Source organism: Prosthecobacter sp. (assembly GCF_020439865.1).
Lineage (GTDB): Bacteria > Verrucomicrobiota > Verrucomicrobiia > Verrucomicrobiales > Verrucomicrobiaceae > Prosthecobacter.
The window spans coordinates 1-17156 of sequence record NZ_JAGRPF010000144.1; the positions used below are offsets into that span (position 1 = coordinate 1).

General features: G+C 59.9%; 15 protein-coding genes. 8 read left to right on the top strand and 7 right to left on the bottom strand.

The window, feature by feature from the left end; all coding sequences use genetic code 11:
* Positions 1–187, bottom strand: a 187-nt coding sequence (locus KDL09_RS17350; protein WP_294387909.1) for a hypothetical protein, incomplete at its 3' end; no start/stop codon positions are given.
* A gap of 109 nt (positions 188–296) precedes the next feature.
* Positions 297–2666, bottom strand: coding sequence for a Tex family protein (locus tag KDL09_RS17355; protein WP_294387911.1), 2370 nt, complete (start codon positions 2664–2666; stop codon positions 297–299).
* Between the two features lie 168 nt (positions 2667–2834).
* On the opposite strand from KDL09_RS17355, the gene KDL09_RS17360 reads away from it, so the two are divergent.
* Positions 2835–4055 (top strand): PQQ-binding-like beta-propeller repeat protein, encoded by a 1221-nt coding sequence (locus tag KDL09_RS17360; RefSeq protein ID WP_294387915.1) that lies wholly within the window; start codon positions 2835–2837, stop codon positions 4053–4055.
* 5 nt (positions 4056–4060) lie between these two features.
* Positions 4061–5413: a neutral/alkaline non-lysosomal ceramidase N-terminal domain-containing protein gene (locus KDL09_RS17365; RefSeq protein WP_294387918.1), complete on the top strand. Its 1353-nt coding sequence runs from the start codon at positions 4061–4063 to the stop codon at positions 5411–5413.
* A 79-nt stretch (positions 5414–5492) separates the two neighbouring features.
* Here KDL09_RS17365 and KDL09_RS17370 read toward each other — a convergent pair whose 3' ends face one another.
* Positions 5493–6494: a sugar phosphate isomerase/epimerase family protein gene (locus KDL09_RS17370; RefSeq protein ID WP_294387921.1), complete on the bottom strand. Its 1002-nt coding sequence runs from the start codon at positions 6492–6494 to the stop codon at positions 5493–5495.
* Positions 6495–6583: 89 nt separating this feature from the next.
* Positions 6584–7453, bottom strand: a complete 870-nt coding sequence (locus tag KDL09_RS17375) for a hypothetical protein (protein ID WP_294387924.1) — start codon at positions 7451–7453, stop codon at positions 6584–6586.
* A 96-nt stretch (positions 7454–7549) separates the two neighbouring features.
* Here KDL09_RS17375 and KDL09_RS17380 point away from each other — a divergent pair, with 96 nt between their 5' ends.
* The 6 genes from KDL09_RS17380 to KDL09_RS17405 all read left to right on the top strand — a co-directional run bounded on the left by KDL09_RS17380 (position 7550) and on the right by KDL09_RS17405 (position 14270).
* Positions 7550–10249: a PQQ-dependent sugar dehydrogenase gene (locus tag KDL09_RS17380; protein WP_294387927.1), complete on the top strand. Its 2700-nt coding sequence runs from the start codon at positions 7550–7552 to the stop codon at positions 10247–10249.
* A gap of 27 nt (positions 10250–10276) precedes the next feature.
* The gene (locus tag KDL09_RS17385; RefSeq protein WP_294387930.1) at positions 10277–10474 is read left to right on the top strand and encodes a hypothetical protein; all 198 of its coding nucleotides are present in this window, start codon (positions 10277–10279) and stop codon (positions 10472–10474) included.
* Positions 10475–10822: 348 nt separating this feature from the next.
* Entirely contained in the window at positions 10823–10978 is a 156-nt protein-coding gene (locus KDL09_RS17390) for a hypothetical protein (RefSeq protein WP_294387933.1), read from the top strand.
* A gap of 126 nt (positions 10979–11104) precedes the next feature.
* Positions 11105–12115, top strand: coding sequence for a tRNA (adenosine(37)-N6)-threonylcarbamoyltransferase complex transferase subunit TsaD (gene tsaD / locus KDL09_RS17395; protein WP_294387938.1), 1011 nt, complete (start codon positions 11105–11107; stop codon positions 12113–12115).
* 16 nt (positions 12116–12131) lie between these two features.
* A complete protein-coding gene (locus tag KDL09_RS17400; protein ID WP_294387940.1) occupies positions 12132–13355 on the top strand; it encodes a PQQ-binding-like beta-propeller repeat protein in 1224 nt (407 codons plus the stop codon).
* A 39-nt stretch (positions 13356–13394) separates the two neighbouring features.
* Positions 13395–14270, top strand: a complete 876-nt coding sequence (locus KDL09_RS17405; protein WP_294387942.1) for a S1-like domain-containing RNA-binding protein — start codon at positions 13395–13397, stop codon at positions 14268–14270.
* Positions 14271–14333: 63 nt separating this feature from the next.
* Here the strand turns inward: KDL09_RS17405 and KDL09_RS17410 are convergent, their stop codons facing one another.
* Genes KDL09_RS17410 through KDL09_RS17420 form a run of 3 tightly spaced genes read right to left on the bottom strand, consistent with a single transcriptional unit; the run spans position 14334 to position 16988 of the window.
* Positions 14334–14762 carry a hypothetical protein gene (locus KDL09_RS17410; RefSeq protein WP_294387944.1) on the bottom strand — a complete coding sequence of 143 codons (429 nt, stop codon included), beginning with the start codon at positions 14760–14762 and terminating at the stop codon, positions 14334–14336.
* Positions 14759–16462 carry a ribose 5-phosphate isomerase B gene (rpiB, locus tag KDL09_RS17415; protein WP_294387946.1) on the bottom strand — a complete coding sequence of 568 codons (1704 nt, stop codon included), beginning with the start codon at positions 16460–16462 and terminating at the stop codon, positions 14759–14761. Before rpiB ends, KDL09_RS17410 begins: the two co-directional genes overlap by 4 nt.
* 49 nt (positions 16463–16511) lie before the next feature.
* Positions 16512–16988: a low molecular weight protein arginine phosphatase gene (locus KDL09_RS17420; RefSeq protein WP_294387948.1), complete on the bottom strand. Its 477-nt coding sequence runs from the start codon at positions 16986–16988 to the stop codon at positions 16512–16514.
* Positions 16989–17156 lie beyond the last annotated feature (168 nt).

The window sequence follows — 17156 nt, forward strand, 5'->3', positions numbered from 1 at the left end:
CCGAACGCCCGTCCTGAATTCCCCGCTCATAGGCCTGCCGGTTCATCTCCGTTCCCTGATCACGCATGTCCTGGCGATATGGATTGTTCGCATAAGGGTCGCGCCCGTTCGGACCATTGTAGTAGGGATCAACGCATTGGGTGAGCAGCAACGGCAGCGCCAGTGAGGCGAGGAGGTGTGATTTCATGAATGGAATGTTCGAATCGTAAAAGACGCCCCACCCGGTGGCAAGACCGCAATCTCCGACGCAGCCGCGACGGTTCCTGTTCACTCGAAATGTCGTCGCCAACGCAGGCCTACTTCTTTCCCTTCTGCGCCGCTGCGGTGAACCAGTCCACGCCACCACCGCCGCCGCCAAAGGGATTGCCCATGCCGCCGCCGGAACTGCGATTGCCACCACTGGAAAAGCTGCGCTGGCCGCCGCCTTGACCACCACCAGCCGGACGCGGGCCACCACCGCCCTGCTTCTTCTCGAAATCGGGCTTCGATTTCATGCTCAGTGCGATGCGTTTGCGTGGAATGTCGACTTCCGTCACGGTGACGGTCACGCGCTGGGCGACCTTCACGATCTCCGCCGCATCACGCACGAAGCTGTCGCTGAGCTGGCTCACATGCACGAGTCCGTCCTGATGCACGCCGATGTCCACGAAGGCGCCAAAGGCCGTCACGTTGGTCACGATGCCCGGCAGCTTCATGCCGACGGTGAGATCCTTCATCTCATTCACGCCTTCGGCAAAGGTGAAGACCTCGAACTGTTTGCGCGGGTCGCGACCGGGTTTCGCGAGTTCGTTCATGATGTCCTGCAGCGTCGGCAGGCCCACCTCTTCACTCACATACTTCTTCAGATCGATCTTCTGGCGCAAATCGGCGCGCTGCATGAGATCCGGCACCGTGCAGCCGATGTCCGCCGCCATCTTCTCCACCAGTGCATAACGCTCGGGATGCACAGCGCTCGCGTCCAGTGGATGAGCAGCGTCACGGATGCGCAGGAACCCTGCGGCCTGCTCAAAGGCCTTGTCCCCCAGCCGCGGCACTTTCATGAGATCTTTGCGGCTCTTGAACGGTCCGTTCTCATTGCGGAACGCCACGATGTTGGCCGCATGCGCGCTGTTGAGACCGGAGACGTAGCTGAGAAGCTGCTTGCTCGCCGTGTTCAATTCGACTCCAACGCCGTTCACCGCGCTGATGACCACATTGTCGAGGCTCGTCTTGAGCTGGTTCTGATCCACGTCGTGCTGATACTGGCCGACGCCGATCGATTTCGGATCCAGCTTCACCAGTTCGGCCAGCGGATCCATCAGACGACGGGCGATGGAAACGGAACCACGCACGGTGACGTCATGATTCGGGAACTCTTCGCGTGCGACCTCGCTCGCGCTGTAAATCGAAGCACCGCTCTCGTTCACCATGATCACCGGAATCGAAGCCGGCACGCCGATCTTCTTCACAAACATTTCCGTTTCGCGACTCGCCGTGCCGTTGCCGATGGCGATGGCCTGAATCTTGAAACGCTCGATCAGATTCAGCAGCAGGTTCTTCGCATGCATCAGGCTGTTGCCGTCGCCAAGCAGATAGATCACGTCGTTGTAGAGAAGCTGTCCCTGCGCGTCGAGCACGACGACCTTGCAGCCCGTGCGGAAACCGGGGTCGATGCCCAGCACACGCTTCTGGCCGAGTGGCGCTGCCAGCAACAGTTCGCGGAGGTTGTCTGCAAACACCTTCACCGCCTCGGTGTCGGCCTTCTTTTTAGACTCCAAACGCGCTTCGGTTTCCATGCTGGAACTGAGCAAGCGCTTGTAGCTGTCGGCACAGGCCAGCTTCATCTGATCCGAGCAGGCGTTGCCGCCTTTGACGAAGAGATTCTCCAGCATCTTGACCGCCGTCTCCTCGGCAGGCTGGATGCGCATGAGCAAGAAGCCCTCCTTCTCACCGCGGCGAATCGCCAGCATGCGATGGGACGGGATCGACTTCAGCGGCTCGCTCCAGTCGAAGTAGTCGCGGAACTTCTGCGCATCTTCCTCCTTTTCTTTTCCAAACATGACCTTGGAAATGACCGTGGACTGTTCAGCGAAGAATTTACGCAACGCTGCACGCGCCTCGGCATGATCGCTGATGCGCTCCGCGATGATGTCGCGTGCTCCACTCAGCGCATCGGCGCCATCTTTGACGCGCAGTTCCTCGTTCTCGTGATCCGCGTTCACGAACTTGGCGGCTTCGCCGTTCAGATCCACGCCGTGCGTCATCAGATTCGCCTCGATGAAATCTGCCAGCGGCTCCAAACCTTTCTCCTTCGCGATCGTCGCCCGCGTGCGGCGCTTTGGACGGAACGGCGCAAAGATGTCCTCCAGGGAGTTCATTGTTTCCGCCTTCTCAATCTTCGCCCGCAGCACGTCGGTCATGAGCTTGCGTTCTTCGAGTGATTTCACGATCGCCGAGCGGCGGTCGTCCAGCGCCACGAGCTGGTCCATGCGGTCCTTCACGTTCTGAATCTGCACTTCGTCCATCGAGCCCGTGGCTTCTTTTCGATAGCGGGCGATGAAGGGCACGGTGGCGCCGTCGGCAAACAATTTGGCCGTCGCGCCGACCTGAATGGCCCGCAGGCCCATTTCCTTGGCGACACGTTCGACATGAGCGACATTGATGTTGAGTTCGTTGGCAGCAGACATGGTTGGGAAAGTTAAAATTGAGGATGAAACATCCGGTTGGGATGGGTGGAGTTAGCGAGTCAATCCGACGCGGCAACCCCGGAGACCACGATGTGGAAAACTTTTGTCGGAGGCATGGCTTGACATCGATGCTGCGAAGTTTTCGTGCGGCATTCGTATTGAAAAAGAATGAAAAAATGTCTTGTCGCACTTCTGGTTTCGATCAGTGCCTTAGCCGCTGAAGATTGGCCGCGCTGGCGTGGCGCGAATGCGGACGGACGATGGAACCCGGCGGGAATTCCGGCGGATTTTGCAACGAAAGAACCCGTGCAACTTTGGAAGACGGAGATCGGCGTGGGCTTTAGTGGCGTGACAGTAAGCGACGAGCGTGTCTATGTCATGGATCGGCTCAAATCGCCGCAAGAGGTCGAACGCGTGCTGTGCTTCGATGCAAACAGCGGCAAGGCGCTGTGGAAGCACGCGTGGGAAGTCAGCTATAGCGGCATGGACTACCCGACCGGACCGCGAACGTCGGTGAACATTCATGAAGGCAGGGCGTATGCGCTGGGGGCCACCGGTGTCGCCACGTGCCTCGATGCGGTCACTGGAAAGACAATTTGGGAAGTGAACACGATGGAAACCTGCGGCGCCAAGATTCCGACCTGGGGCTTTGCTGCATCGCCTGTGATCGATGGAGACCGCGTCCTGCTGCATGTGGGTGCCAAGAGCGGTTCCGTGATCGCTTTGAACAAAAACACCGGCGAAGAGGTGTGGCGCGGCGGTCCCGATCCTGCGGGCTATTGCACGCCGGAGATCATCACTCACAATGGAAAGCGCCAGCTCATCGCCTGGGGTCCGGAACATGTGCAGAGCCTGAATCCCGACAGTGGCGCCGTGAACTGGCTCTACCCCTACAAGATCACGTATGGCGTCAGCATTGCGCAGCCGCTGTATCACGACGGCGTTCTGCTCGTGTCTGGCTACTGGCACGGTGCGAAGGCGTTTCAGCTCGGCACCGGCGTGGAGTTGTTGTGGGAGAACGAAACTGAGATTTGCGGTCTCATGTCTGCGCCGCTGTTCAAGGACGGCGTTGTTTACATGCTCGACAAAAACCGCAGCCTGCAGGCTTTTGACCTGAAGACCGGCAAGATTCTCTGGAGTGACGACAACACGCTCACGCCGAAGGATCGCAATCCGCAGATGAGCCTCGTGTGGATGGAAGAGTCCAAGAACCTCGCAGCCTTGCTCAACGCCAGCGGCGAACTCGTCTATGTGACGCTCACTCCCGAAAAGCGCGAGGAACTGGCCCGCTGGCAGATCATCGGCAAAACCTGGGCGCATCCCGCCTTCGCGGGAAATCGTGTTTTTGCCCGCAGTGATAAAGAACTGGTCGCCTGGCGGCTTTGGTAGTCGCCATGAAACTCTGGCTGCCCTTCCTCCTCGCCGTATTCGTCATCGCCGCCGCGCCTGTGGCTGAATCACCCGCTTGGAAGGCCGGAGCGGCTTCCGCGAAGATCACCCCGGAACAACCGATGTGGATGGCGGGCTATGCGGCACGCACGAAGCCGTCGGAAGGCGTGGAACTCGATCTGTTTGCGAAGGCCTTGGTGATCGAAGACCAGGCAGGAGCGAAGTTTGCACTCATCACGATGGATTTGATCGGCGTGCCGCGAAACGTGCGGCTCGCGGTCGCGGAACGGGTGAAGAAGGAGCATGGCATCGAACCGGCGAATCTCGCGATTAATGCCTCGCACACGCACAGCGGGCCGGAATTGCGCACGAGCAAGATTCACGGTGCGGACGATGTGGCGTTGCGGGAGAAGGAGGCGACGGAGTACACCACAAAACTGGAAGACACGCTCGTGCGGCTCGTGGGCGAGGCGATTCAGAAGTCCGTGCCTGCGCATCTCGACTACAGCACCGCACGCTGCGGTGTCTCGATGAACCGCCGCACGCCCGATGGCAAAGGCGGCTGGAACAATTTCCCAAATCCGAACGGCCCGGTGGACCAGACCGTGCCCGTTCTGAAAGCGTCGAGCGCCGAGGGCAAGGAAATCGCCATCGTATTCGGCTACGCGTGCCATTGCACGACACTAGGGCATCAGAAGTTCAGCGGTGATTACGCCGGTTATGCGCAGCAGGAGATCGAAAACGCGCATCCCGGTGCCGTGGCGATGTTTGCGAACGGTTGCAGCGGCGATCAGAACCCGTATCCGCGCCGCACGATGGAACTCGCGCAGCAGCACGGCAAATCGCTGGCGACATCCGTGCAGGCCGCGCTCGAAACGCACATGCAGCGGCTCTCGGGTCCGATCCGCGCTGCGTATCGCGAAATCCCGCTCGCCTATGACACGCTGCCGACGAAGGAGCAGCTTCTCGAAGAGCAGAAGTCCAAGAACAAGTGGATGGCCACGCATGCCACGCGCGTGCTGCAGCGCATCGCCGATGAAGGTCCGCTGCCGGCGACTTATCCGTATCCCGTGCAGGTGCTGCGCCTCGGCAACGAACTCACCTGGGTCACGCTTGGCGGCGAGGTGGTCGTGGATTACTCACTGCGGCTGAAGAAGGACATCAAGGACCCGATCGTGTGGGTCAGCGGCTACACGAACGACGTCATGGCCTACATCCCGAGCCTGCGCATCTGGCAGGAAGGCGGCTACGAAGGCGGCGGCGCGATGATCTACGGCACGCATCCCACTCGCTGGAGTGACAAGACCGAGGTGCACATCATGGGCACGGTGATGGAATTGCGGAAGGCGGTGGAGTGAAGAATAAAAACGGCCCGGAAGGTGATTCCGGGCCGCTTTGGTGATTCAAATTGACCGCACACGGAGTGTGCGGACCACTCTACTTGCTCGCCTCGGCGAACTGCGCGTCGAAGATGATCTTCGAGGGCGGGAAGTCGATCTTCTTGCAGAAGGCGGCGGATTCGGTGGCACCGAACTCACGGTCCATCGCACCGTCTTCCCACTCGACGGAGAGCGGGCCGCCGTACTCGATGTCGTTGAGAGCGCGGATGATAAGTTCGAAGTTAATCTTGCCGCGGCCGACGGACTTGAAGTCCCAGTAGCGGGAGGGCTTGTGGAAATCGACGTGGCCGCCGAAGACGCCGACGGTGCCGTCGCCGATGCCCCATGAAACGTCCTTCATGTGCACGTGGAAAATGCGGTCGCTGAACTTGTAGATGAACTTCACGTAATCGACGCCCTGGTAGCCGAAGTGGCTGGGGTCGAAGTTGAAGCCGAAGGCAGGATGATAGTCGAGGGCCTGCAGGGCGCGTTCGGCGCTGGCGATGTCGAAGGCGATCTCGGTCGGATGCACTTCGAGCGCGTAGCGGATGCCGAGTTTCTGGTATTCATCGAGGATCGGCTTGAAGCGCTTGGCGAAGTCAGCGTAACCCGCGTCGATCTGGCCGGGGAGGTTCGGCGGGAAGGAATAGACGAGGTGCCAGATGCTGCTGCCGGTGAAGCCGTTCACGACGCTGACGCCGAAACGCTTCGCGGCGTGCGCGGTTTTGATGAGCTCCTCGGCGGCGCGTTGACGCACGCCTTCAGGATTGCCGTCGCCATAGATGTAGGGCGGGAGAATCTGGGCGTGACGGGCGTCGATGTTGTCGCACACGGCCTGGCCGACGAGATGGGTGGAGATGGCGTGGCACTGCATGCCCGCTTCCTTGAGCTTCGCACGTTTCGCATCGCAGTAGGCCTGGTCGGCCTTGTCCACTTCGAAGTGGTCGCCCCAGCAGGCGAGTTCGACGCCGTCGTAACCGAAGGACTTGGCCTTCTGGATCATGGTGTCGCAGGAAAGATCGGCCCACTGGCCGGTGAAGAGGGTGACGGGACGTGGCATGACGTGTGTGGTGGTTGAGTTGAGACGGGGAAGAAGGAGAAAGAATGGCCGATGTCGAATGTGGAATGACGTTTTTTTCGCTGCGATGGTTATTTGCCCTCGATTTGGAGGGTGCGCGTGAGGGTAAAAGGATAGTCGTAGCTCAACAGGATTTTCTCCCGGTTCGGTCCGGCTCCTTGCGCCGAAGCCACAAACTGGCCGGTCACTTTCGCATCCAGATCCAGCATGTCCGAGAGGCGGCGGCTGACGGTGGCCTTGAACGTCACCTCCATGCGGGCGTTCAGATCCATCGGACGTGCCATGTGGAATTTCCCCTCGATGGCGAACGTGGCATGAGGGCCGTCCGGCTGATCCTCCACGGAGACCAGCGTGGTTTCGAAATCGTCGGGAACGATCCAGCCGTAGGCGTTGCCTCGAGGCGCGGAAAGCACGGTCTTCCACGTTTCCCCCGGCTTTCGGGAACCGGTGCCGATGCAGACAGGCAGGACCTCCAGCAGGTCGGACGCAAAAGCCAACTCGCCAAGCAATTGGGATTCCTCGAGCGTGGCCTTCCCCGGGGTGAGTTCATAGTCCCAGTGCCCGTTCTTTATCCGGGTCCGCAATGTTTTGCCGAGCAGCGCGGTGGTTTCATTGGGCGGCGGACGGGCACCCGAGTAGTGAACGCACTCCTTGCCCAATTCACGCACCTGCACCTCTTCAGCGTCCTTGCCGATGATGCGGCGCACGAAATTCACCCGCTGGCTGAATCGGGTGACCGCGTCGGTGACATTGGCGCCGATTTCCTGACGGGTCTGCCCGGCTTCAACGCGGACCTCGCGCTTCTCACGCAGGAGAGTGCCGCTGCGCATGAAGGATGCATTTCCGACCACCACGGGTTTTGGCGGGCGGTCGGCGGCGGGCATCAGAGCCGGTGAGCAGATCAGCCCCAGGAGGATCAAAAAATGCCACGCGGTTTTCATGCTGGCCAGATTACGCGAGAAGCGCCAGGCGGCACAATCACAACCTTGCGCATTTCAGGCTTGGCGAATGAACCCTGCCCATTTCATCATGCCGCCATGCGACGCCTAATTCTCTTTTTGGCCATCTGTTCTGTTTCCTCCGCCCAGTGGACCACCTCGCGCATTCACGGGTCGCCGGAACCGCCAAAGCCGTATGTGCCGGAACCGGCGTTCGCGTCGATCGAACTGCACGAGGCACTGGAGATGATCGCCGTGCCGGGAGCGCACCGTTTTGTCGCCGTTGAGAAGGGTGGGAAGATTTGGAGTTTCAAAGATGCACCGGATGCTTCGCAGAAAGACCTGCTGATCGACCTGAAGCCGGATCATCCGCAGCTCAATTACGCCTATGGCATCGCCTTCCACCCGAAGTGGAAAGAAAACGGCTTCGTCTTCCTCACTTACGCTTACGGCGCCGACGTCGAGGACGGAACCAAGCTGTCGCGCTTCAAACTGACGCAGCAGGATCCGCCGGTGCTGGATCCGAAATCGGAAACCGTGCTGCTCACCTGGCGCAGCGGCGGCCACAACGGCGCCTCACTGCAATTCGGCCCCGACGGCATGCTTTACATTTCCACCGGCGACTCCGAAGTGCCGTCACCGCCGGACCCGCTGAACACCGGACAGGACATCAGCGATCTGCTTTCCTCGATCCTGCGCATCGACGTGGATCACGAAGAGAATGGCAAGGCGTATGCCATTCCGAAGAACAATCCGTTTTTGAAAACGCCGAAAGCCATGCCGGAAATCTGGGCCTTCGGATTCCGTAACCCATGGAAGATCAGCTTCGATGCCAAAGGCCGTCTGTGGTGCGGCGATGTCGGCTGGGAGTTGTGGGAGATGATTCATCTCGTGCAGCGCGGCGGCAATCATGGCTGGAGCGCCTACGAGGCCTCGCAGCCGATCAAACCTGAGACGCAGCGCCCCGAGCCCATCATCCCGCCTGTCGCCGCGCATCCGCACACTGAGGCCGCGAGCATCACCGGCGGTTACGTGTATCACGGCAGCCGCTTTCCCGAACTGCGCGATGCCTATATCTACGGCGACTACGAGACGGGCAAAATCTGGGCGCTCTGGCATGATGGCAAACAGGTGACACGCCGCGAGGAGATCGCCGACACGCCGCACAAGATCGTCGGCTTTGGCCAAAGCGAGGACGGCGAACTTTACTGGATGAACTGGGAGCAGGACACGCACCTTTACTGGCTCGCGCCGAATCCTGCTGTCGGCAAACCGAGCCAGTTTCCGCGCCAGCTCAGTGAGACCGGTCTTTTCACCGACACCGCACAGCAAACGCCCGCCCAAGGCGTGCATGCCTATGACATTGCCGAACCCATGTGGCAGGATGAAGCGGAGGCGATGCGGTTCATTGCGCTGCCCGAAGGGAAACACATCATCACCCACTGGAGCGGCAATCCCGAGAAGCCCAACTACAAGGTCGAGTGGCCCGCCGACGCCGTGCTGGCGCGCACGATCAGCTTGAAACAAAAACGCATCGAAACGCAGGTGCTGCACTACGACGGCGAGACTTGGAACGGCTATTCCTACCGCTGGAACGATGCCGGCACCGATGCGCTGCTCGTCGGCAACAATGGCGAAGAGATCACCATCAACCAACAGCCCTGGCGCATCCACAGCCGTGGCGAATGTGCCCGCTGTCACACCAACTGGAGCGGCTTCGCCGTGGGCTTCCAGCCCGATCAGTTGACGAGCATCGACGGACAGAAACCGCAGGACGCCAGCGCGCTGTTTGACGGCCCGTTCTTCGGACGCATGAAGAAGCACCTCGTCTCCAGTCACGACGAACAGACGGCGCTGGAGGATCGTGCGCGTTCCTGGCTCCATGCCAACTGCGCCCACTGCCATCGCCGCAACGGCGGCGGCAGCGTGCAGTTGATGGTCAACATCGATCTCACAACGGCGGAAACGATGATGCTCGATGAGAAGCCTGTGCGAGGTGATCTGGGTCTCACGGATGCACGTGTGATCTCCCCGGGCAAACCTGAACAAAGCGTGTTGATCGCCCGCATTTCACGGATTGGCAGCGGACACATGCCGATGATCGGCGCGCGCGAAGTTGATCCACATGGCTTCCGCCTCCTGTGGGACTGGATTCGCGGAGAAGCGACGAGTCGCCGTCCCGACAAGGTTGCATCACCGAGCGACGCCCTGCTTGTTGCCAACGCCATCAGCGACAACGAGTCCAAGTTCGATCCTGGCTTGGCCAAGGTCCCGAATCCCGAAATCGCCTGCTACTTCGAGCGCTTCCTCCCCTACGACCAGCGCATCAAGACACTCGGCACGAAGATCGACACGACAAAACTCCTCGCCGTCCAAGGAAATGCGGCGCATGGAGCCGAACTCATCGGCATCACTGGAAAGATGGCCGTGTGCCTCGCCTGTCACATCATCAACGGCACGGGGCGAGATTTCGGACCCGACTTGAGCAAGGTCGGCGCAAGACTCACACGCGAACAGATTCTCGAAAGCCTGCATCAACCTTCCAAGGTCATCGCCAAGGGCTACGAGACATGGACGCTCACGCTGAAGGACGGCGGCATGGCAACCGGCTTCGTCGTGAATCCCGGCGACGGCAACGTGACCCTCAAAGTCCCCACCGGACAGCCGCAGACCTTTGAACGCACTCAAATCCGCAGCCAGCAGGTGCAGCCTTTGTCGCTCATGCCCGAAGGATTGCTACAAAGCATGACCGAACAAGAGGCCGCAGACGTGATCGCGTTCCTGGCAGGATTGAAGTGAACCGGCCCCATGAAGTGAACCGGCCCCATGCACTCCACCACCGTCATCTGCCCGAGCTGTTTTCAGGAGTTTGAAGTGCCGGCTCCCTCTCTCAGCGAGATCCCATGCGATGTGGACTATGACTGTGAAGTGTGCTGCCGACCACTGCGCATCTTGTTTGAGGAAGATGACGGGGAAATCATCGGCAACGCTTACGGACTGGGGGACAGCGGGCCGTTCGGCTGATTTCGCTCGATTCAGGGTCACCTGACATTCTGGCAATCTCAAGTATTGCCCCCGCTGCGCTTTCCTTGCGAGTTTTCGCAGAGATTGCATTTGGCTGTTTGCAAAAACAGAAGTTGTCGTTAACCTCGAAAAATCCCGCTACCAGGAGTCTGGTGGATGGGAAGCTTAACAAACTGGTTAACACCCAAACACACATGAAAATCGCTATCCTCACCCTTATCGCGGCTTCCGCCGTCCTCAGCTCCTGCCAGCAGACCCCTCCTCCTCCGCCGCCGCCACCGGTGATGAGCGGTAAGTAAGCAACCCAGCCGCTTTGTGCGGCTGGTGTCTGACTCAACCATGTTTAACATGATTCGTCTCTCTGCTATTCTGCTCGCTGCGTCCTCGATGCTCCTCGCATCCTGCGCCAGCAAGAAGGAATGTGCCACGTGCGACGCCAAAGCGAAGGCTGCGTGCTGCTCGAAAGACAGCGCGGCCTGCTGCAAAGACGGCCACAAGCACTGATCTGAAAGGAATCTGAATCCACGCCGCCGTTCCCCATCCAACCGGGGAACGGCGGCTTTTTTTTGAGTGTCGCCGACCGGATTCTGGATGCCGCATTCCCGATTCTGTTCCATTCGTCCCCCTCCCATGCCCCCCTGCCTGCTCGCCCTCGAATCTTCCTGTGATGAGACTGCCGCCGCGATCTGCACGCTGGAGGGAGACCTCATTTCCAGCCGCATCGCATCACAGATCGACATTCACCGACAGTTCGGTGGCGTCGTGCCGGAGGTGGCATCGAGAAATCACATCCTGCATGTCCGCCCACTTGTGGAGCAAGTTCTGGAAGATGCCGGGAAAACGCTCGATGACATGGCTGCGTTCGCCGCCACGAGCGGGCCGGGACTTGTCAGTTCCCTGCTCATCGGCACATCGATGGCCAAAGCGCTCGCCGTCGCGGAAGACAAACCGTTCATCGCCGTGAACCACATGGAGGGACATCTGCTCTCACCTTTCATGGGAGATCACGGCCCCGTGCGCTCATGCGTGGCGCTCATTGTGAGCGGCGGTCACACCATGCTCGTGAGAGTCCGCGGGGTGGGAGATTATGAACTGCTCGGTCGCACGCGGGACGACGCTGCCGGCGAAGCCTTCGACAAGGTCGCCAAGATGATCGGCCTGCCCTACCCTGGCGGCCCCGAAATCGACAAACTTTCCAAGCAGGGCGATCCGAACGCTTTTGCTTTTCCTCGCAGTTTCCTCGACGGCCGCAGTCTGGAGTTCAGCTTCAGCGGGCTCAAGACCGCCGTGCTCTATGAACTGCCGAAACTGGATCTCAAAGACACCCAGGTGCTGGCCGATGTGTGCGCCAGCGTTCAGGCCGCTATCATCGACGTTCTCGTCGAGAAACTCGTGCTGGCCGCAAAGTCCTGTGGTGAAACGCTGGTGGCGGTCAGCGGCGGTGTGAGCTGCAATCGCGGACTGCGCGAGGCGCTCACCACACGTTGTTCCCTCGAAGGTCTGCAACTGCTGCTCGCGCGGCCCGATCTTTGCACGGACAATGCCGGCATGATCGCCTTCGCCGCCGCCCAACGTTTCAATACCGGACACAGCTCGCCGCTGGAGGCGGATGTGGATCCCAATCTCTCCCTCGTCAGTTAACCATCCTCTCGATTTCATGCGCCCGATCCTTCTTCTCCTCTGCGCATTCACCAGTCTTCACGCAGGCGACTGGCCGCAGTTCCTCGGCCCAGCACGCAACTGCACTGCCGCCGACGAAGCCGTGATTACGGGAGCCACAGAACCGGAAATTCTTTGGAGCCGGAAGCTGGGAACCGGCCATGCCGGCCCCGTGGTCGTCAAGGACCGGGTGATCGTGTTCCACCGTCAGGACAGCGAGATGGTCACTGAGGCGTTGAGTGCCGCTGACGGCAAACCGATCTGGAAACAGACCTATCCCGCCAACTACCGCGACAGCTTCGGTTTCGACAACGGCCCGCGTGCCGTCCCATGCGTCGCTGAGAACACCATCATCACCCACGGACCGGAAGGGATTGTTCAGGCGCTCGACTTCGAAACGGGTGCGCTGCGCTGGAGTTACGACACTGCCGCCGAACTCGATTCGCCGCAGGGCTATTTCGGCCGCGCCTGCTCGCCGCTGGTGACCGAAGGCAAGGTGCTGCTCAACGTTGGCGGCAGGAACTCAAAAGGCGGCGCAGGCATTATCGCACTCGATCTCGCGACGGGAAAACTCCTCTGGCAGGCGACCGACGATGAAGCCAGCTATTCATCGCCCATATTGATTCCCGAAGATCGGAGCGTCGCCGCGTTCTTCACCCGACGTGGCGTCATCGTGACCGAGGTCAACGACGGCAAAGTGCCGAGGAATGACTTCTTCCGCGCCGAAATCGACGCCTCGGTCAACGCGGCCGCCCCTGTGCCTTGTGGCGATGGAAAGTTGCTCTTCTCCGCCGCCTACGATGTCGGAACCGGTCTGTGGCAATGGAACAAAGCAGAGCGTCAGTTGACGAATCTGTGGAAGAAGAATGATGTGCTCGACTGCCACTACACCACACCGGTTTATCACGACGGCCATGTGTATGGCCTGCACGGTCGGCAGGAAAGCGGGATGACGCTGCGCTGCCTCAATGTGGCAGACGGCACGGTCGCTTGGGAGGCTCCCGAACGCATTCAGGGCGGCACGCTGGTTCTCGTAGGCGACAAACTTCTAATGCATGCCGAATCCGGTGAGCTGTGGATCTTCACCGCCAATCCCAAAAAGTTCGACCTCGTGCAGCGCAGCCAGATCACCCGCGCCGGCCACCGCAGCCACGGTGCCTTCGCCAATGGCGTGCTCTATGCCCGCGATGCGGAGAAGATGGTGGTGGTGAAGGTGAAGTAGGCGCTGGATTGATCCCGCACCACGTCTAGTCTGCGCATCATGGCCCAGATCGGCAAACGCAACTCTCTCACCGTCCTCCACAGCACGCCACACGGCATCTATCTTGACGGAGGTGATCATGGGGAGATCCTGCTGCCGAACCGCTACATTCCCAAGGGAACGAGCATTGGAGATGTGCTCGACGTTTTCATTTATCGCGATTCCGAGGACCGCCTCGTTGCCACCACCGAACAACCGTTCGCAACCGTAGGCGAATTTGCGACGCTGGAAGTCGTGAGTGTGAACCGCAACATTGGCGCCTTCCTCAACTGGGGACTGCTCAAGGATCTGCTGCTGCCGTTTCGCGAGCAGGCGGATCAGGTCTTCGTCGGCGACAAGGTCGTCGCCTACATCATGCTGGATGAAAAGACGGATCGCATCATCGCGACGACGAGATTGAACCGCCATCTGAGCCGTGAGCGGCCGCCGTTCAAACCCGCACAGCAGGTTTCGCTGCTCATCACCGCCCGCACGCCGCTGGGATACAATGCGATCGTTGAAGGAACACATCTCGGACTGCTCTACCATTCGAACATCGGCGCGCCGTTGCAAATCGGGCAGAGGCTGAACGGCTTTGTCAGCGCCGCTCATCCCAGTGGCAAGATCGACCTCAGCCTGGATGCGTCCGGTTACCAGCGCGTCGCCTCACTGACGGATCGCATCCTCGAGGCCCTGAAAAACAACGGGGGCAGACTCGCCTTCGACGACGACAGCCCGCCTGAAATCATCCGCAACACCTTTGAGGCCAGCAAGAAGGCCTTCAAGCAGGCGCTCGGCGCCTTGTATCGGCAGCGACGCATTCGCTTCACGAACCCCGGCATCGAAGCCGTGGACGTTCGTGAAACGAAGGAGGGTGACTGGAAGCCTTCCGCGTGAACTTTGAGCTATTCGATTCAGCAAGCATAAAAGAGCGCGTTGTGGCCTTCCTGGCTGATTGCCTTACTTCTCGCGGATAAACCTTCCATCAGATGTCACACAAGAAGTTCCGTCAATTCCGTCGAAAACCACGGCGTGTGGCCGGGGAAGCTTTTGAAGCTCATCTCGTAGCCCCTCGGCGAGAGGCAGCGTGATTGGCACATTGGAAACCAGTGTCAGTGTTGACATTGGGTCTATCCATCGGCTGCCAGAAAAATCTGCGTCTTCTAGTCCACTGTCGCTAAAACTTCCCTTCGTCTTGAGGTAAGCGATCACGATGTCATACAGCTCGTCGAATTCCTCTTCGGGAATGCGCTCGGACTTCAGGAACAGACTCTGAATCTCCTCTTCAGCCATGAACTCGGGCTCCATACGCCGCATGCTGCTGAAAACGAAGAAGGCAGCAAGCACCAACGCGCCTGCTGCCGTCCATCGAATTCGCTTTCGCCTCACGGCAGCGGAAAGCGCTGGTTCACCTCACTGACTTCCTTGCGAATCTGGGCCAGAACGGCGTCGTCTTCTCGATGGGTCAGCGCGCGGTCGATCCAGGCGGCGATCTGCTGCATGTCGGCCTCTTTCATGCCGCGTGTGGTGACGGCGGGTGTGCCAATGCGGATACCACCGCCAAGGGTGATCTTCTCGGTATCGAAGGGGATGCCGTTCTTGTTCACGGTGATGGCGGCCTTGTCGAGCGTCTCACTGGCGATCTTGCCGTTGAGTCCTTTCGGACGCAGATCGACGAGCATGAGGTGATTGTCGGTACCACCGCTGACAATGCGGTAGCCGAGCGCGGCGAGCGCGGCGGCCAGGGCCTGGGCGTTCTTGACGATCTGCGCGGTGTAGTCTTTGAAACCGGGCTTGAGGCACTCGCCAAAGCAGACGGCTTTCGCGGCAATGACATGCATGAGCGGGCCGCCCTGCACACCGGGGAAGACCTGGCTGTTGATCTTCTTCGCGAGTTCCTCATTGTTCGTGAGGATCATGCCACCGCGCGGGCCGCGCAGGCTCTTGTGCGTCGTGGTGGTGACGAAGTCCGCGTATTCCATCGGCGAAGGATGCGATCCTCCGGCGACGAGACCGGCGATGTGAGCCATATCAACAAAGAGGTAGGCGCCGACGCTCTTGGCGATCTCGCTCATCTTTTTGAAATCAATGATGCGCGGATAGGCGCTGGCACCGGCGGTGATCATCTTCGGCTGCTCGCGCTTGGCGACTTCGGCGAGTTCATCGTAGTCGATGCGCTCGTCCGTCTGACTGACACCATACTGACAGAACTTGTAGAAACGGCCGGAGAAGTTCGCCGGATTGCCGTGGGTGAGATGACCGCCATGGGCAAGGTTCATGCCGAGCACCTTGTCACCGGGCTGCAGCACGCTGAAGTAAACAGCGGCATTCGCCTGAGAACCGGAGTGCGGCTGCACGTTGGCAAATTTCGCGCCGAAGAGCTGACAGGCACGGTCGATGGCAAGCTGTTCCACTTTGTCCACCTCTTCACAGCCGCCGTACCAGCGCTTGCCGGGATAACCTTCGGCATACTTGTTCGTCAGGCAGCTTCCCTGTGCGGCCATGACAGCCTTGCTGGTGAAGTTCTCGCTGGCGATGAGTTCGATGTGCTCCTGCTGACGCTTCTGCTCGCCCTGAATGATTTCGGCGACGGCCGGATCGCTCGCTTCGAGAATGTCGAGCGGATGCGGCTGAGCGTTCATCTTTTCCACGCGACGTGCATGACGTCCGCCAGCGAAGGGGGTCTTTAACCACGTGTCCACGATTTCCATGGTGACGCTCTCAGGCGTGTTTTTGCCGGCGAGGCAGAGCACGTTTGAGTTGTTGTGCTCGCGGGTGACGGCGGCGGTGTGAGGATCACTGACCAATGAGGCCTGAATGCCGACGTGACGATTGGCGGCGATGCACATGCCGATGCCGGTGGTACAAACCAGAATGCCTACATCCGCCTCGCCGGAAAGCACGCGGTCAGCAACCATCTCGGCATAATCCGGATAATCGACCGAATCATGCGAGTGCACTCCGAGATCCTCCACGCCATAGCCGCCTGATTTCAAATGGGCGACGACTGCGTTTTTCAAATCGACCCCGCCATGGTCAGCGGCGATGGCGAGTTTGTGAGGAAGGCTTCCGTTGAGGGTGCTGGTCATTTTTTTGGGGTGGGTGGGGAAATCGAAGATGGGTGGGCGACGACGGCTGTCATCCCTCATTTTTCTTCCAGGTCTGCTCGATGTAGGCCAGCAGGCTGGGGAGCATGCGCTCCAGGTCGCTCAGCGTCGCTTCATACGCAGAGCGGCCCTGGCCGAAGGGGTCGGACACGTCCTTGCCACGAACGTCGTCCTCCGCGGCGAACTCGGAGACGAGATAAACTTTGTCCACGTGCTCCGGGAACTCGTCGGCGATCGCCGCCATGTGATGCGAGGACATTGCGAAAACATGCGTGGCCTGATTCAATGCTTCGCGATCAAGCATGCGGCTCTGAAATCCCGAGAGGTCGAGACCGCGTTCCGTGAGCAGTGCCGTCGTGTGTTTGCTGGCAGGCATGCCGGGGGCGGCGGCCACGCCTGCACTGGCGACCTGATAGTCCGCACGCTCCCTGACCAGTTCACGAAAAAGCGCCTCCGCCATCGGGCTGCGGCAGGTGTTGCCGGTGCAGACAAAAAGAACGTTTTTCAAGATGCGTGGCAGGTTTGATTCAACCCCGCCGGGGCGGCGGGATGGCAGTGTGTCGCGACACCCCGATTTGTCAAAGGCGGAGCAAAATCGCACCCTTAAGCATTTTCGTGGAATATCCCGCTTGCCAAAAGGGCGGCTCATGGGCTTTGCTTCCGTTTGTTCATTTTC

Bases quoted from the DNA above. Each gene is read 5' to 3' on its own strand.
- KDL09_RS17375 (WP_294387924.1), bottom strand. From the start codon at position 7,453: ATGAAAACCGCGTGGCATTTTTTGATCCTCCTGGGGCTGATCTGCTCA.
- KDL09_RS17405 (WP_294387942.1), top strand. From the start codon at position 13,395: ATGGCCCAGATCGGCAAACGCAACTCTCTCACCGTCCTCCACAGCACG.
- KDL09_RS17385 (WP_294387930.1), top strand. From the start codon at position 10,277: ATGCACTCCACCACCGTCATCTGCCCGAGCTGTTTTCAGGAGTTTGAA.
- KDL09_RS17365 (WP_294387918.1), top strand. From the start codon at position 4,061: ATGAAACTCTGGCTGCCCTTCCTCCTCGCCGTATTCGTCATCGCCGCC.
- KDL09_RS17400 (WP_294387940.1), top strand. From the start codon at position 12,132: ATGCGCCCGATCCTTCTTCTCCTCTGCGCATTCACCAGTCTTCACGCA.
- KDL09_RS17390 (WP_294387933.1), top strand. From the start codon at position 10,823: ATGATTCGTCTCTCTGCTATTCTGCTCGCTGCGTCCTCGATGCTCCTC.
- KDL09_RS17355 (WP_294387911.1), bottom strand. From the start codon at position 2,666: ATGTCTGCTGCCAACGAACTCAACATCAATGTCGCTCATGTCGAACGT.
- rpiB (WP_294387946.1), bottom strand. From the start codon at position 16,462: ATGACCAGCACCCTCAACGGAAGCCTTCCTCACAAACTCGCCATCGCC.
- KDL09_RS17380 (WP_294387927.1), top strand. From the start codon at position 7,550: ATGCGACGCCTAATTCTCTTTTTGGCCATCTGTTCTGTTTCCTCCGCC.
- KDL09_RS17370 (WP_294387921.1), bottom strand. From the start codon at position 6,494: ATGCCACGTCCCGTCACCCTCTTCACCGGCCAGTGGGCCGATCTTTCC.
- KDL09_RS17360 (WP_294387915.1), top strand. From the start codon at position 2,835: ATGAAAAAATGTCTTGTCGCACTTCTGGTTTCGATCAGTGCCTTAGCC.
- tsaD (WP_294387938.1), top strand. From the start codon at position 11,105: ATGCCCCCCTGCCTGCTCGCCCTCGAATCTTCCTGTGATGAGACTGCC.